Annotated in this window: 2 protein-coding genes and 4 pseudogenes; all 6 read left to right on the top strand. The window is 56.0% G+C overall.

Features of this window, described 5'->3' with window-relative positions; all coding sequences use genetic code 11:
• The first annotated feature begins 37 nt into the window (after positions 1–37).
• The 6 genes and pseudogenes from HQL76_03330 (at position 38) to HQL76_03305 (ending at position 17,805) form a co-directional block, all read left to right on the top strand.
• Positions 38–3,832: pseudogene (locus HQL76_03330) on the top strand (FG-GAP repeat protein).
• Positions 3,833–5,497: 1,665 nt separating this feature from the next.
• A pseudogene (locus HQL76_03325) lies at positions 5,498–7,582 on the top strand (FG-GAP repeat protein).
• Between the two features lie 372 nt (positions 7,583–7,954).
• Positions 7,955–9,598, top strand: a pseudogene (locus HQL76_03320) (FG-GAP repeat protein).
• A 372-nt stretch (positions 9,599–9,970) separates the two neighbouring features.
• Positions 9,971–11,410, top strand: a pseudogene (locus HQL76_03315) (FG-GAP repeat protein).
• A 249-nt stretch (positions 11,411–11,659) separates the two neighbouring features.
• On the top strand, positions 11,660–16,738 hold the full coding sequence (locus HQL76_03310) for an FG-GAP repeat protein (protein MBF0108190.1): 5,079 nt from the start codon (positions 11,660–11,662) through the stop codon (positions 16,736–16,738).
• Positions 16,735–17,805: a TIGR03032 family protein gene (locus tag HQL76_03305; protein MBF0108189.1), complete on the top strand. Its 1,071-nt coding sequence runs from the start codon at positions 16,735–16,737 to the stop codon at positions 17,803–17,805. The genes HQL76_03310 and HQL76_03305 overlap by 4 nt, the downstream gene beginning before the upstream one ends.

Raw genomic sequence — 17,805 nt, 5'->3', positions numbered from 1 at the left:
TTCAAAAGATTCCGATGTCGCCAGATCGATCCGCCTCATGGTTTCCTATACCGATGGCCATGGCACAAATGAAACCCTGGCCTCCAATGCCATCACCATCCTTCCCCGATCCGTCATTCAACTGTCCACCCTCGATGGCAGCAACGGATTTCGCATCGATGGGGTGGCAGCCGGTGATTATAGTGGTTTTTCGGTCAGCAACGCCGGAGATGTCAATGGCGATGGCTTTGACGATCTGATCATTGGCGCCTATAAAGCCGACCCGAATGGCAGTGAGTCCGGAGCGAGTTATGTCGTGTTTGGCAAAGCGGGTGGATTTGCTTCGCAACTTGATCTGTCCACCCTCGATGGCAGCAACGGGTTTCGCCTCGATGGGGTGGCAACCGGGGACCAAAACGGTCGTTCGGTCGGCAGTGCCGGAGACATCAATGGCGATGGCTTCGATGACCTGATCATCGGCGCCCTTTATGCCGACGTGGGTGGAAACAATTCCGGAGCAGGTTATGTCATTTTCGGCAAGGCGGGTGGATTTGCTTCGCAACTTGATCTGTCCACCCTCGACGGCAGCAACGGATTTCGTCTCGATGGGGCGGCGGCTCATGATTGGAGCGGCATTCCGGCCAGCAGTGCCGGGGATGTCAATGGCGATGGCTTTGACGACCTGATCATCGGCGCCTCTGGATCCGACCGGGGTGGGAATCATTCCGGATCAAGTTATATCATCTTCGGCAAGGCAGGCGGATTCGTTGCACAACTCGATCTGTCCACCCTTGACGGCGACAACGGGTTTCGCCTCGATGGAACAACCGATGACAGAAGCGGTTTTTCGGTCAAAAGCGCCGGGGATCTCAACGGCGATGGCTTCGATGATTGGATCATTGGCGCCCACGCGGCAGATTCAAGTTATGTCGTGTTTGGCAAAGCGGGTGGATTTGTTTCGCAACTCAATCTTGCCACCCTCGACGGTAACAACGGATTTCGTCTCGCTGGGACGGACGGCGACCAGAGCGGTTTTTCGGTCAGTGGCGCCGGCGATGTCAATGGCGATGGGTTTGACGATCTGATTGTTGGCGCTCCTCGGGCCGACCTGGGTGGGAGCAGTTCTGGATCAAATTATGTCATCTTCGGCAAAGCGGGTGGATTTGATTCGCAACTCGATCTGTCCACCCTTGACGGCAACAACGGGTTTCGTCTTGATGGAGCGGAAGCCTTTGACCAGAGCGGTATTTCGGTCAGCAGTGCCGGAGACTTCAATGGCGATGGGTTTGATGATTTGATCGTTGGCGCCGATGAGGCCGACCATGATGGACTCACCAAGTCTGGAATAAGTTATGTCTTTTTCGGCAAGGCGGATGGGTTTATCGCGCACCTCAATCTTGCCGCCCTCGATAACGGCAAGGGCTTCCGCCTCGATGGGACAGAGAACTTTGGTTATAGCGGTCGTTCGGTCAGCAGCGCCGGAGACATCAATGGCGATGGCTTCGACGACCTGATCATCGGCGCCCATGGGGCCAACCCCTCTGGCGGTCACTCCGGGGCCAGTCATGTCGTTTTCGGCAGCAACCTGACAGGACACGCCTCCACGCCAACAGTGATTGTCGGAACGATCGAAGCCAATCTTTTGCGTGGCGGTTTGGGAGACGATACCCTGACGGGCGGAGGTGGCGCGGATGTGCTGATCGGGGGGGCGGGTAACGATATTCTGGTCGTCTCCGATGTCACATTCAAAAAAATCGATGGCGGTGGCGGCAACGATACCCTGAGGCTGGATGGGACCGGTTTGACGCTGGACCTTGGCGCAACCGGAATCGGCAACCGCATCCAGGACATCGAAACCATCGAGCTGGGAACCCACAATACCCTGAACATCGATACCGCTGCCCGCATCAGCCAAATCACCGGGACCGGACGCACCCTCCAGGTCAAAGGAGACGCCTCCGACCAGGTGATCCTGACCACAGGCTGGTCCCACACAGCCAGCCATGCCACGGTGGAAGATCAATCCTTCGATCTTTATCAAAAAAATGGCAACCTGTTACTGGTCGATGCAGACATTGCCGTGACGGTGGAACAACCGACGATTCACGACTTCACCACGAAACTCTCCACCCTTGACGGCAACGACGGGTTTCGCCTCAATGGGGTGGCGGCCTTGGACTATAGCGGTGTTTCGGTCAGCAATGCCGGAGATGTCAATGGCGATGGTTTTGACGATTTGATCATCGGCGCCTATGGGACCGACCTGAATGGCAATGATTCCGGATCAAGTTATGTTGTCTTTGGCAGGGCGGGCGGCTTTAACGCACAACTCGATCTATCCACCCTCGATGGCAGCAATGGATTTCGCCTCAGCCTCAATGGGGTGGCGGCGGATGATCGGAGCAGTGTTTCGGTCAGCAGTGCCGGAGATGCCAATGGGGATGGTTTTGACGATCTGATCATCGGTGCAAATTATGTCGTGTTTGGCAAGGCAAGTGGATTTGTGTCGCAACTGGATCTGTCCACCCTTGACGGCAGCAACGGTTTTCGCATCGAGGGAGTATCGGGCAGTGTTTCGGCCAGCAGTGCCGGAGACCTCAATGGCGATGGTTTTGACGATCTGATCATCGGTGCAAATCATGTCGTGTTTGGCAAGGCAAGTGGATTTGTGTCGCAACTGGATCTGTCCACCCTCGACGGCAGCAACGGTTTTCGCATCGAGGGGGTATCGGGCAGTGTTTCGGTCCGCAGCGCCGGAGACGTCAATGGCGATGGGTTTGACGATCTGATCATCGGTGCAAATTATGTCGTGTTTGGCAAAGCAAGTGGATTTGCCACGCAATTCAATCTGTCCACCCTCGACGGCAGCAACGGCTTTCGCATCGAGGGGGTATCGGGCAGTGTTTCGGTCCGCAGTGCCGGAGACGTCAATGGCGATGGGTTTGACGATCTGATGATCGGCGCTCCGGAATCCGACCCGAAAGGCGAGGATTCCGGAGCAAGCTATGTTCTGTTTGGCAAAGCGAATGGATTTGCCACACAATTCGATCTGTCCACCCTCGATGGCAACAACGGATTTCGCATCGATGGGGCGATGGTTCTGGACCAGAGCGGCGTTTCGGTCGGCGGCGCCGGAGACATCAATGGTGATGGTCTTGACGATCTGATCATCGGCGCCCCTGGATCCGATCTGGGCGGCGGGTATTCCGGATCAAGTTATATTGTCTTCGGCAAAGCGAGTGGATTTGCCGCGCAATTCGATTTGGTCACCCTCAATCGCAACAGCGGACTTCGACTCGATGGAGTCATGGATTATGATTGGAGCGGTCATTCGGTCAGCAATGCCGGAGATGTCAATGGCGATGGCTTCGATGACCTGATCATCGGCGCCCCTGGGGCCGACCCGAATGGCACGAGTTCCGGAGCGGGTTATGTCGTTTTCGGCAAAAATTTTACGGATGTTGCCACCATCGCCCTGACTCCGACCGGTACGACCAGAGCCGATCTTTTTCGTGGAGGTTTGGGGAACGACATCCTGACGGGTGGCGGTGGCGCGGATGTATTGATCGGGGGGGCAGGCCACGACACCCTGATCATCTCCGAGACCATATTCCAGAAAATCGATGGTGGCGGCGGCAACGATACCTTGAAGCTGAGTGGCACCGGCCTGATCCTGGATCTTGGCGCAACCGGAATGAGCCATCGCATCCAGGACATCGAAACCATCGATCTGGAAACCGACAATCTTCTCTTGATCGATTCCGCCGCACGCATCAGCCAAATCACCGGAACTGGGCGCACCCTCCAGGTCAAAGGAAACGCCTCCGACCGGGTGATCCTGACCACCGTCTGGTCCCACACCGACCGTACCACGGACGCGGATGAAGGCCGAACCTACGATCTTTATCAAAAGGACGGCAACCAATTGCTGATCGATGCGGATATCAAGATCACATGGGTATCCTCCCTTCACACCTCCACCCTGCAACTCTCCACCCTCGATGGCAGCAACGGATTTCGCCTTGATGGAGTGTCGGCCTATGATTGGAGCGGTTACTCGGTCAGTGGCGCCGGAGATGTCAACGGCGATGGTTTTGACGATCTGATCGTTGGCGCCCGAGGAGCCAACCCGAATGGTCATTGGTCCGGATCAAGTTACATAGTTTTCGGCAAGGCAGATGGCTTTGTTTCGCAACTGGATCTGTTCACCCTCAATGGCAGCAACGGATTTCGCCTTGATGGGGCAACATCCGGTGACCAAAGTGGTATTTCGGTCAGCAGTGCCGGGGACGTCAATGGCGATGGCTTTGATGACCTGATCGTTGGCGCTCGTATGGCTGACCTGGGTGGAACCGATTCCGGTTCAAGTTATGTCATTTTTGGCAAAGCGGACGGTTTTGTTTCGCAACTCAATCTTGCCACCCTTGACGGTGGCAACGGATTTCGTCTCGATGGGGCGCTGGCTTCGGGCTATAGCGGTCGTTCGGTCAGCAGTGCCGGAGACCTCAATGGCGATGGCTTCGATGATCTGATCATTGGCGCTTATAAAGCCGACGAATGTGGCTGTCAGTCCGGGAAAAGTTATGTCGTTTTCGGCAAAGCGGATGGCTTTGTTTCACAACTCAATCTTGCCGCCCTCGACGGCAGCAACGGATTTCGTCTCGATGGAGCGGCATCGGGCGACCACAGCGGTCGTTCGGTCAGCAGTGCCGGAGACGTCAATGGCGATGGCTTCGACGATCTGATCATCGGTGCCGATCATGCCAACGTGGGGGGGAGTCATTCCGGAGCAGGTTATGTCGTGTTTGGCAAGAAGGATGGATTTGTTTCGCAACTCGATCTGTCCACCCTTGATGGCAGCAACGGGTTTCGCCTCGATGGAGCGGCAGCAGATGATCAAAACGGTATTTCGGTCCGTAAAGCTGGAGACATCAATGGCGATGGCTTCGACGATCTGATCATCGGAGCCTTTGGAGCCGGCTCGAATGGCAATTTGTCCGGGTCAAGTTATATCGTATTTGGCAAGTCGAGTGGCTTTGCTTCCCAACTCGATCTTTCCACCCTTGACGGCAACAACGGATTTCGCCTCGATGGAGCGGCAGGCGATCAAAGCGGTTTTTCGGTCAGTGGCGCCGGAGACTTCAATGGTGATGGTTTTGATGATCTGATCGTTGGCGCTTTTCGTTCCGAGTCGGGTGGCAGTGATTCCGGATCAAGTTATGTCATTTTCGGAAAAGCCATTGGATTCGTTTCGCAACTTGATCTTGCCACTCTTGACCGTAATGATGGATTTCGACTCGCCGGGGCAGCGACCGATGATTGGAGCGGTCGTTCGGTCGGCAGTGCCGGAGATGTCAATGGCGATGGCTTCGACGATCTGCTTGTCGGAGCTGATTGGGCCAACCCGGATGGTAGAGATGGAGGCGGGTTCGGAGCAAGTTATGTCATCTTCGGTAGCAATCTTTCGGGCATATCCACCACGCCCCAGACCGTCCCCGGAACAACCGGGGCCGATCTTTTGCGTGGCGGGTTGGGGGACGACCTCCTGACAGGCAGAGGTGGCGCGGATGTGCTGATCGGTGCGGCGGGTGACGATATTCTGGTCGTCGCCGATGCGACATTCAATAAAATCGATGGCGGCGGCGGCAACGATACCCTGAGGCTGGAGGGGACCGGTTTGACGCTGGACCTTGGCGCAACCGGGATCAGCAACCGCATCCAGGACATCGAAACCATCGATCTGGGGACGGGCAATATCCTGAACATCGATACCTCTGCCCGCATCAGCCAAATCACCGGGACCGGACGTACCCTCCAGGTCAAAGGAAACGCCTCCGACCGGATTACTGGCCTGTCCACATGGTCTCGCACCACCAACCATACCACGGAGGAAGGTCAAACCTACGATCTGTACGAAAAAAATGGCAATCGGTTGCTGGTCGATGCAGATCTTGTTGTCCCGTGGGAACAACAGACAATTCAACGCCGCATCATTCAACTCTCCACCCTTGACGGCAGCGACGGATTTCGCCTCGATGGGGCAGAGGCAGGTGATCGAAGCGGTCGTTCGGTCAGCAATGCCGGAGATGTCAATGGCGACGGTTTTGACGACCTGATTATCGGCGCATACGGGACCGACCTGAATGGCGATGCGTCCGGAGCCAGTCATGTCGTGTTTGGCAAAGCGGGTGGATTTGATTCGCAACTGGATCTGTCCACCCTTGACGGCAGTAACGGATTTCGCCTCGACGGGGCGGCAGCTTCGGATCGGAGCGGTATTTCGGTCAGCAACGCGGGTGATCTCAATGGCGACGGCTTCGACGACCTGATCATTGGGGCATACGGAGCCGATCCGGGTGGCGATGCGTCCGGAGCCAGTCATGTCGTGTTTGGCAAAGCGGGTGGCTTCGATGCGCACATCGATCTGTCCACGCTGAACGGCAGTAACGGATTTCGTCTCGATGGAGTAGCGGTTGATGATTGGAGCGGTTTTTCGGTCGGCAGTGCCGGGGACGTCAACGGCGATGGGTTCGACGATTTGATCATTGGGGCATACGGAGCCGGTCCGGCTGGCCATGATTCCGGGGCCAGTTATATCGTATTTGGCAAAGCGGGCAGCTTTGGTTCGCAACTGGATCTGTCCACCCTCGATGGCAACAATGGATTTCGCCTCGATGGGGTAGCGGTTGATGATTGGAGTGGTTTTTCGGTCGGCAGTGCCGGAGACGTCAATGGCGATGGGTTTGACGACCTGATCATCGGCGCCTACGGGGCCGGGTCGGCCAGTGATTCCGGCTCAAGTTATGTTGTCTTCGGCAAAGCAGGTGGATTTGTTTCCCAACTCAGTCTTGCCGCCCTCGACGGCAGCAATGGATTTCGTCTCGATGGAGCGGCGACTTCGGATCGGAGTGGTCGATCGGTCGGCAGTGCCGGAGACATCAATGGCGACGGATTTGACGATCTGATCATTGGCGCCCATTGGGCCGACGTGGGTGGCGGGGATTCCGGGGCGACTTATGTCGTGTTCGGCAAGGCAAGCGGCTTTGTTTCGCAACTCAGTCTTGCCACCCTCGACGGCAGCAATGGATTTCGTCTTGATGGGGTGGCGGCCCAGGATTGGAGCGGTCGATCGGTCAGCCGTGCCGGAGACGTCAATGGCGATGGGTTTGATGATCTGATCATTGGCGCCCATGGAGCCGACCCGAATGGCGGGGATTCCGGATCAAGCCATGTTCTATTTGGCAAAGCGAGTGGATTTGCCACGCAAATCGACCTGTCCACGATTGACAGCGACAGCGGATTTCGCCTCGATGGGGCAGAAGCTTCGGACCAGAGCGGTATTTCAGTCCGCAGTGCCGGAGACATCAATAGCGATGGGTTTGATGATCTGATCATTGGCGCCCATGGAGCCGACCCGGGCGGCACGGATTCCGGAGCTGGTTATGTCGTTTTCGGCAAAAATTTTACGGGTGCTGCCACCATTGCCCTGACTCCGACCGGTACGACCGGAACCGATATTCTGATTGGAGGTCTGGGCAACGACACCCTGACAGGCAACGGTGGCGCGGACGTGCTGATCGGTGGCGCGGGCAACGATATTTTGGTCGTCGACGATGCGACCTTCAAAAAAATCGATGGCGGTGGAAGCAGCGACACCTTGAGGCTGGATGGGACCGGTGTGACATTGAATCTTGCCACAACCGGGATGAGCAACCGAATCCAGGAGATCGAAACCATCGATCTGGGAACCCACAATTTCCTGTTGGTCGATACCGCCGCCCGCATCAGCCAGATCACCGGAACCGGACAAACCTTGTCCGTGAAAGGAGACGCCTCCGACCGGGTGGTTTTGACCACGGGCTGGTCCCACACCGCCAACCATGCCACGGAGGGCGGTCAAACCTACGATCTGTACCAGAAGGATGGCAACCGGTTGCTGGTCGATGCGGATATTGAGGTCACGCTGGTCTCTTCCATTCAACCCGCCACACTGCAACTCGCCACCCTCAACGGCAGCAATGGATTTCGCCTTGATGGGGCGGCGACCCGGGATTTGAGCGGTTATTCAGTCAGCAGCGCCGGAGATGTCAATGGCGATGGTTTTGACGATCTGATCGTTGGCGCCAGGCTGGCAGATTTTGGCGGCTACAATTCCGGCTCAAGTTATGTCGTGTTTGGCAAGTCGAATGGCTTTGATTCGCAACTTGATCTTTCCACCATTGACGGCAGCAACGGATTTCGCCTCGATGGAGTGAATCAGATCGAGGTTAACGATCGGAGCGGTCATTCGGTCAGCGGTGCCGGGGACGTTAACGGCGATGGCTTCGACGACCTGATCGTGGGGGCTACTTATGCCGATCCGGGTCGCACCAACTCCGGGTCAAGTTATATCATCTTCGGCACGGCGAACTTCGCCGCGCAAATCAATCTTTCCACCCTCGACGGCAGCAATGGATTTCGCCTTGATGGGGTATCGACCGAAGATCGAAGTGGTCGTTCGGTCAGCAGCGCCGGAGATGTCAATGGCGATGGCTTTAACGATCTGATCATCGGCGCCTATGCTGCCGACCCAAATGGCAAAAATCTTTCCGGTTCAAGTTATGTGGTTTTCGGCAATGCGGGTGGATTTGATTCGCAACTCGATCTGTCCACCCTCAACGGCAGTAACGGATTTCGACTTGATGGAGCGGTGGCTGATGGTTGGAGCGGTCGTTCGGTCAGCGATGCCGGGGACGTCAATGGCGATGGCTTCGATGATCTGATCCTTGGTGCCCCTTGGGCCGGTTCGAACTATTATCCAGGCTTCACTGGACAAAGTTACGTTATTTTTGGAAAAATCAATGGCTTTGCCGCACAATTCGACCTGTCCACCCTCGATGGCACCAACGGGTTCCGACTTGATGGAGAAGTTCATGCTGACGGGAGCGGTCGTTCGGTCAGCAGTGCCGGAGACATCAACGGCGATGGCTTTGACGACATAATTATCGGTGCCTATAGGGCAGACCCGGGTGGCGGCACACGATCCGGTGCAAGTTATGTCGTTTTCGGCAAAGCGGGTGTATTTGATTCGCAACTCGATCTGTCCACCCTCGATGGCAGCAACGGATTTCGTCTTGATGGGGCAGCGGTCATTGACAATAGCGGTTTTTCGGTCAGCGGTGCCGGAGACCTCAATGGCGATGGCTTTGACGATCTGCTTGTCGGGATGAGACATGTATACGGCACGTCTGGTTCAAGTTATGTCATTTTCGGCAAAGCGAACCATTTTGCCGCGCAACTCGATCTGTCCACCCTCAACGGCAGCAACGGATTTCGACTTGACGGAGAAGCCATCTCTTTTTATGGGAGCTGTTATGCCGTCAGCGATGCCGGAGATCTCAATGGCGATGGGTTTGACGACCTGATCATTGGGACCTATCGAGCCGACGCAGGCGGCGGCGTGCATTCCGGGGCAAGTTATGTCGTTTTTGGTGGCAACCTTGCAGGCGTATCCACTACGCCCAAGACCGTCACCGGTACGACCGGAACCGATATTCTGCGTGGCGGTCTGGGCAACGATACCCTGACGGGTGGAGGTGGCGCGGATGTGCTGATCGGAGGGGCGGGTGACGATATTTTAGCCATTTCCGATACGACATTCAGAAAAATCGATGGCGGCGGCGGCAGCGACACCTTGAGGCTGGACGGAACTGGTTCGACGTTGAATCTTGGCGCAATCGGTAGCGCCAACCGGATTCAAGATATTGAAACCATCGAGCTGGGGACCGGCAATCGCCTGATCATCGATGTCGCTGCCCGCATCAGCCAAATCACCGGGACCGGACAAACCTTGCATGTGAAAGGCAATGCCTCCGACCAGATTGGCCTGACCACAGGCTGGACACATACCGCCAACCATACCACGGAGGGAGGTCAAACCTACGATCTTTATCAAAAGGATGGCAACCGGTTGCTGGTCGATGCGGATATTGCAATCACACAGGGACAACCAGTGGTTCAACTTTCCACCCTGGATGGCAGCAACGGGTTTCGGCTCGATGGAGTGGCAGCTGGTGACGGAAGCGGTTATTCGGTCAGCAACGCCGGAGACATCAATGGCGATGGCTTCGACGACCTGATCGTGGGTGCTCTTGGTTCCGATTCCGGGTCGGGTGGTACAAATTCAGGAACAAGTTATATCATCTTTGGCAAAGCAAATGGCTTTGATTTCCAACTCGATTTGTCTACCCTCGGTGGCAGCAATGGATTTCGTCTCGATGGGGTGGCGGCTGGTGATGGGAGCGGTGTTTCGGTCAGCAACGCCGGAGACATCAATGGCGATGGCTTCGACGACCTGATCGTTGGTGCTCTGGGTTCCGATTCTGCCTCCGGAGCAAGTTATGTCATCTTTGGCAAAGCGAGTGGCTTTGTTTCCCAACTCAATCTGTCTGCCATCAACGACGGCAACGGGTTTCGCCTCGGCGGGGTAGCGGCCAATGATTTGAGCGGTCGTTCGGTCAGCAGCGCCGGAGACATCAATGGCGATGGCTTCGACGATCTGATCATTGGCGCCTCCAAAGCCAACCCGGGTGGTGGCAATGAATCCGGGGCAAGTTATGTCGTGTTTGGCAAGGCGAGTGGATTTGTTTCCCAACTCAACCTCCTCGATGGCAGCAACGGATTTCGCCTCGATGGGGCGGCGACTTCGGATCAGAGCGGTTTTTCGGTCAGCAACGCCGGGGATGTCAATGGCGATGGCTTTGACGATCTGATCATTGGCAGTCAATCCGGATCAAGTCATGTCATCTTCGGCAAGGCGAGTGGATTTGTTTCCCAACTCAGCCTTGCCGCCCTTGGTGACAACAACGGATTTCGCATCTATGGAGCGGCCTCGGATCAGAGCGGTTTTTCGGTCAGCAGTGCCGGAGACATCAATGGCGATGGCTTTGACGATCTGATCGTGGGTGCCCATGGCGCCGATCCGGGTGGCATTGTTGATTCCGGATCAAGTTATATTGTCTTCGGCAAGGCAAGTGGATTTGTTTCCCAACTCAATCTTGCCACCCTCGACGGCAGCAATGGATTTCGTCTCAATGGAACGGCAACCTTGGATTGGAGCGGTCGTTCGGTCAGCAGTGCCGGAGACGTCAATGGCGATGGATTTGACGATCTGATCATTGGCGCCAATGGATCCGACTTGGCTGACGAAAATTCCGGAACAAGTTATGTCATGTTTGGCAAAGCGAGTGGATTTGCCTCGCAACTCGATCTGTTCATGCTTGACAGCAACAGCGGATTTCGCCTCGATGGGGTGGCGGCTTCGGACCAGAGCGGTATTTCAGTCAGCAGTGCCGGAGACATCAATAGCGATGGGTTTGATGATCTGATCATTGGCGCCCATGGAGCCGACCCGGGCGGCACGGATTCCGGAGCTGGTTATGTCGTTTTCGGCAAAAATTTTACGGGTGCTGCCACCATCGCCCTGACTCCGACCGGTACGACCGGAACCGATATTCTGATTGGAGGTCTGGGCAACGACACCCTGACAGGCAACGGTGGCGCGGACGTGCTGATCGGTGGCGCGGGCAACGATATTTTGGTCGTCGACGATGCGACCTTCAAAAAAATCGATGGCGGTGGAAGCAGCGACACCTTGAGGCTGGATGGGACCGGTGTGACATTGAATCTTGCCACAACCGGGATGAGCAACCGAATCCAGGAGATCGAAACCATCGATCTGGGAACCCACAATTTCCTGTTGGTCGATACCGCCGCCCGCATCAGCCAGATCACCGGAACCGGACAAACCTTGTCCGTGAAAGGAGACGCCTCCGACCGGGTGGTTTTGACCACGGGCTGGTCCCACACCGCCAACCATGCCACGGAGGGCGGTCAAACCTACGATCTGTACCAGAAGGATGGCAACCGGTTGCTGGTCGATGCGGATATTGAGGTCACGCTGGTCTCTTCCATTCAACCCGCCACACTGCAACTCGCCACCCTCAACGGCAGCAATGGATTTCGCCTTGATGGGGCGGCGACCCAGGATTTGAGCGGTTATTCAGTCAGCAGCGCCGGAGATGTCAATGGCGATGGTTTTGACGATCTGATCGTTGGCGCCAGGCTGGCGGATTTTGGTGGCACCGATTCCGGTTCAAGTTATGTCGTGTTTGGCAAGTCGAGTGGCTTTGATTCGCAACTGGATCTTTCCACCATTAACGGCAGCAACGGATTTCGTCTCGATGGGGTGAATGCGGTGGGGACTGGCGATCGGAGCGGTCAATCGGTCAGCGGTGCCGGGGACGTCAATGGCGATGGCTTCGACGACCTGATCATCGGTGCCGTTTATGCCGATCCGGGTGGCACCAGTTCTGGTGCAAGTTATATCATTTTCGGCAAGGCGAGCTTTGCCACGCAAATCGGTCTTTCCACCCTTGACGGCAGCAACGGGTTTCGACTGGACGGAGGAGCATCCTTTGACCAGAGCGGTCGTTCGGTCAGCAACGCCGGAGACATCAATGGCGATGGCTTTGACGACCTGATCATTGGTGCCTATGCTGCCGACCCAAATAACAGAAGTCGGTCCGGTTCAAGCTATGTAGTTTTCGGCAAAGCGGATGGCTTTGACTCGCAACTCGATCTGTCCACCCTTAACGGCAACAATGGGTTTCGTCTCGATGGGGTGGCTGGTAGTGATTTTAGCGGTCGTTCAGTCAGCAGTGCCGGAGATGTCAATGGCGATGGCTTCAACGATCTGATCGTGGGTGCCCCTTGGGCCGGTTCGGGCTTTTATCCCGGAGCGAGTTATGTCATTTTTGGCAAAGCGATTGGCTTTGCCTCACAATTCAACCTGTCCACCCTCGATGGCGCCAACGGGTTCCGACTTGATGGAAAGGTTGATAATGACTGGAGCGGTCGTTCGGTCAGCAGTGCCGGGGATGTCAATGGCGACGGCTTTGACGACCTGATTATCGGTGCCTATAAGGCCAATCCGGGTGGTGGCACACAATCCGGTTCAAGTTATGTTGTTTTCGGCAAAGCGGGTGTATTTGATTCGCAACTCGATCTGTCCACCCTCGATGGCAGCAACGGATTTCGCCTTGATGGCGCCACAGCCTATGACCGAAGCGGTTTTTCGGTCAGTGGCGCCGGAGACCTCAATGGCGATGGCTTCGACGATCTGATCATTGGTGCCGACTATGCCGACCCAAATGGTAGTAGTAAATCTGGTTCAAGTTATGTCGTGTTTGGCAAAGCGAGCAACTTTGCCCCCCAACTCGATCTGTCCACCCTCAATGGCAGTAGCGGATTTCGACTCGACGGAGAAGCAACTGCTGACTGGAGCGGTCATGCGGTCAGCGATGCCGGAGATCTCAATGGCGATGGCTTTGACGATCTGATCATTGGTGCCTATCGAGCCGACATGGGTAGCAGTGATTCCGGGGCAAGTTATGTCGTTTTCGGTGGCAACCTTGCGGGCGTATCCACCACCGCCAAGACCATCACCGGCACGACCGGAGCTGATGTTTTGCGTGGAGAGTTGGGCAACGACACCCTGACCGGTAGCGGTGGCGCGGATGTATTGATCGGAGGGGCAGGTAACGACACCCTGGCCATCTCCGATGCCACATTCAAAAAAATCGATGGCGGTGGCGGCAGCGATACCTTGCGATTGGATGGATCCTCGTGGACCCTGAATCTTGCCGCAACCGGGATGAGCAATCGGATTCAAGATATTGAAACCATCGAGCTGGGGACCGGCAATCGCCTGATCATCGATGTCGCTGCCCGCATCAGCCAAATCACCGGGACCGGACAAACCTTGCATGTGAAAGGTAACGCCGCCGACCGGGTACTCCTGACCACCGCATGGTCCTACACCGCCAACCAAACCACGGTAGACAGTCAAACTTATGACCTATATCAAAAAGATAGCAACCTGCTTCTGGTCGATTCGGACATTGCCACCACACAGGTCTCATCGGCGATTCAACTTTCGACACTGAATGGGACGAACGGATTTCGCCTGGATGGGGTGGCGGCGGGTGACTACAGTGGTCGATGGGTGAGTACTGCCGGAGATGTCAATGGCGACGGGTTTGATGATGTCATTATAGGTGCCCGTGCAGCCGACCCAGGTGGCAGCTATTCCGGAGCGAGTTATGTGATTTTTGGCAAGGCTGGTGGTTTTGTTTCCCAATGGGATCTTTCTACGTTGGACGGTAGTAATGGATTTCGGTTGGATGGGGCAGCGGCAGGGGACACTAGTGGTGTATCGGTGAGCAAGGCCGGAGATGTCAATGGCGATGGGTTTGACGATCTGATTGTCGGAGCTGAGGGTGCTGATCCAGGTGGCAGCGATTCCGGAGCGAGTTATGTAATTTTTGGCAAAGCTTCTGGATTTGTCTCCCAGATGGATCTTTCCACGCTGGACGGCAGCAATGGATTTCGGCTGGACGGAGTGGCCGTGAATGACTGGAACGGTCGTCCTGTAAAAGGTACGGGAGATATCAATGGTGATGGGTTTGACGATCTTTTCTTGGGAAGTAATTTCGCCGACGTGGGTGGCAGCAATTCCGGCGCGAGTTATGTGGTTTTTGGCAAGGCAAGTGGATTCCTGTCTCAAATGGATCTTTCCACCCTGGACGGAAATAATGGGTTTCGGTTGGATGGCGTAGCAGCAAATGACTACAATTGCAGGGTGAGCAATGTCGGAGATGTCAATGGCGATGGGTTTGATGATCTGATCGTCGGCGCTCATGGTGCCGACCCGGGTGGCAGCGATTCCGGAGCGAGTTATATAATCTTTGGCAAAGCTTCTGGGTTTGTCTCCCAGATGGATCTTTCCACGCTGGACGGCAGCAATGGATTTCGACTGGATGGGGTAACAACTGGGGACCATAGTGGCAACTCGACCGGTGGTGCCGGAGATGTCAATGGCGATGGGTTTGATGATCTGATCGTCGGCGCTCATGGTGCCGACCCGGGTGGCAGCGATTCCGGAGCGAGTTATATAATCTTTGGCAAAGCTTCTGGGTTTGTCTCCCAGATGGATCTTTCCACGCTGGACGGCAGCAATGGGTTTCGACTGGATGGTAATGCCGCCGGTGATCAAAGTGGTTTTCCGGTGAATATTGCCGGGGATGTCAATGGCGATGGATTTGATGATCTGATCGTGGGCGCTTTTCTCGCCGACCCGGGTGGCAGCGATTCCGGAGCGAGTTATATAATTTTCGGCAAGCCTGAAGGTTTTGTATCCCAACTGGATCTTTCCACACTGAATGGCATTGATGGGTTTCGACTGGATGGGGTGGCAGTGGGGGATAGGAGTGGTTATGGATTCAGTGGTGCCGGAGATGTCAATGGCGACGGGTTTGACGATTTGATCGTAGGCGCTCATCGTGCCGACCCGGGTGGCAGCGATTCAGGCGCTTCGTACATTTTCTTCGGCGGCAATTTTACCAATGCCTTCACCACAGCCCAGACCATCAGTGGCACAACCGGGGCCGATATTCTGCGTGGCGGGTTGGGAGATGACATTCTGACGGGCAGTGGGGGCGCGGATGTGCTGGTCGGAGGGGCGGGTAACGATATTTTAGCCATTTCCGATGCCACCTTCAGAAAAATCGATGGTGGCGGCAACACCGACACCTTGCGCCTGGAGGGTACGGGCTTCCATCTCAATCTGACGACCACAGGCCAGGCCAACCGCATCCACGACATCGAACTCATCGACCTGCAATCGGGAAGTGGTGCGCATACCCTGACCCTGACAGCACGACACGTCAGTCAGATCGCCGGTGCCGGCTCGGACCTGCGCATCATGGGGGATGGCAACGATACACTCCATATCGGCACCGGCTGGAACTACACCGCCAATTTCAGCACCATCGACAGTCAGGTGTACCACCAATATGTTCAGGGAGGTGTTTCTCTATTGGTGGACGCCGACATTGCCACTGCCCTCGATCCCATCGTCCTGGATCTGACCGGCGACGGCCTCGATCTGGTCGGTCTCGAACGAGGGGTCCGCTTTGACATGGCCCTGACGGGACAACCCCAGACCACCGGCTGGGTCGGTCCCGGAGATGCCCTGCTGGCCTGGGATCGCAACGATAATGGCCGCATCGACGATGCCACCGAACTGTTTTCGGAGCGTATGTTCCCCGATACCCCTTCAGGCATGGCAGCCCTCTCCCGGTTGGATGACGACCACAACCACCTGCTCGACGCCCTGGACCTCGCTTATGCCGATCTTCTGGTATGGCAGGATCAAAACCAGGATGGAATATCAGACCCGGAAGAATTGACCACACTCGCGCAAAAAGGAATCGCCACCCTCGCCCTGGAGACCACCGTCAACGGTTCATGGCGGGAAGGAAACCAGATTTTGACCGATGGTTCTTTCATCGACGATCAGGGTCAACACGGACACCTGGCCGAGGTTTCTTTTCTTCATCGTCCCGAGGCCACTCTTTCCGACACAGCCCCCCCCGAAGACCCTCGAACCATGGATCCGGAGGTGTTCGATAAGCTCTTGTTCAACCTGTTGACCTCAATCAGCCCCCCCCCTCCACAAACCACCAATGATTCCGTCCAGTCCTTGTGGTATCCTGTTCAATCCATGGAAGGAACGATGCCTCCCGGATACGGCGACCTGGTGGAAGTTCATCCGGATCCCGGCTGGGGTCTGACCGCCATGGATGGAGGAGAACGCCATGAGTTTGACCTGTTCCAGCCCAACCTTCCCGAGCAATGGATGCCAGAGCACTCCTTATGAATACCCCTGAGAACGAGTCGCCCCCGACACTGAGCATCAAAGGTTCCCGTCTGTTCACACGCTGGTTGCAGGGAGAACAGGTCAGTCTGGCCTTTACCACCTATCAGGCGGGAAAAATATTTTTCATCGGCATCAAACCGGACGGCAACCTGTCGGTCTTCGAACGCAGTTTCGACCGATGCATGGGATTGGCCGTCCAACAACGAACCCTGTGGCTCGCCACCCGCCATCAACTGTGGCGTTTTGTCAACATTCTCGATCCCGGCCAGTTGCACGAAGGTCATGACGCCCTGTATGTCCCCATGGCAAGCCACACCACCGGCGATATCGATGTTCATGACATGGCCATCATGAACGATCAGACCCCGGTCTTTGCCGTAACCTTGTTCAATTGTTTCGCCAGCCTGGGTCATGACCATTCCTTCCGCCCCTTCTGGATGCCACCGTTCATCAACCGTCTGGCGGCGGAAGACCGTTGCCATCTTAACGGCCTGGCGTTGGATGAAACCGGACACCCTCGTTACGCCACCCTGGTGCGCCGTTCCAACGTGGTGGAAGGGTGGCGGGAAGACCGGATCGGCGCCGGAGTGCTCATGGATGTCGTCACCAATGAAATCCTGTGCGAAGGTCTGTCCATGCCGCATTCTCCCCGCTGGCATCGCGGACGGGTATGGCTGCTCAATGCGGGCACGGGAGAGGTGGGATCCGTCGATCCGGACACAAAAACATTTCAACCCCTGGCCTTTTGTCCCGGCTTTTTGCGTGGTCTTGCCTTTGTGGGCAATCATGCGGTCATTGGCATGTCCAAACCACGCCACAACAGCACCTTCAACGGCCTGCCATTGAATGAACGGTTGGAAAAAGAACGGATTCAGCCCCGTTGCGGTCTCCAGGTCGTTCACACCACCACCGGCGACGCCTCGCACAGCCTGATTCTCGAAGGAGTCGTCGAGGAACTCTATGACGTGGCCACACTGCCCGGAATACGGCAACCGATGGCGCTGGGAATGAAAACGAATGAAATCGATCATATCCTCAGGATCGATGAACTCAAGCCCCTCTGTTGA

It is taken from the genome of Magnetococcales bacterium (assembly GCA_015228815.1).
GTDB lineage: Bacteria > Pseudomonadota > Magnetococcia > Magnetococcales > UBA8363 > UBA8363.
This window is presented reverse-complemented; position numbering and strand designations above follow the sequence as displayed.

Coding starts and splice junctions, on each gene's coding strand:
- HQL76_03305 (MBF0108189.1), top strand. CDS start 16,735: ATGAATACCCCTGAGAACGAGTCGCCCCCGACACTGAGCATCAAAGGT.
- HQL76_03310 (MBF0108190.1), top strand. CDS start 11,660: ATGAGCAACCGAATCCAGGAGATCGAAACCATCGATCTGGGAACCCAC.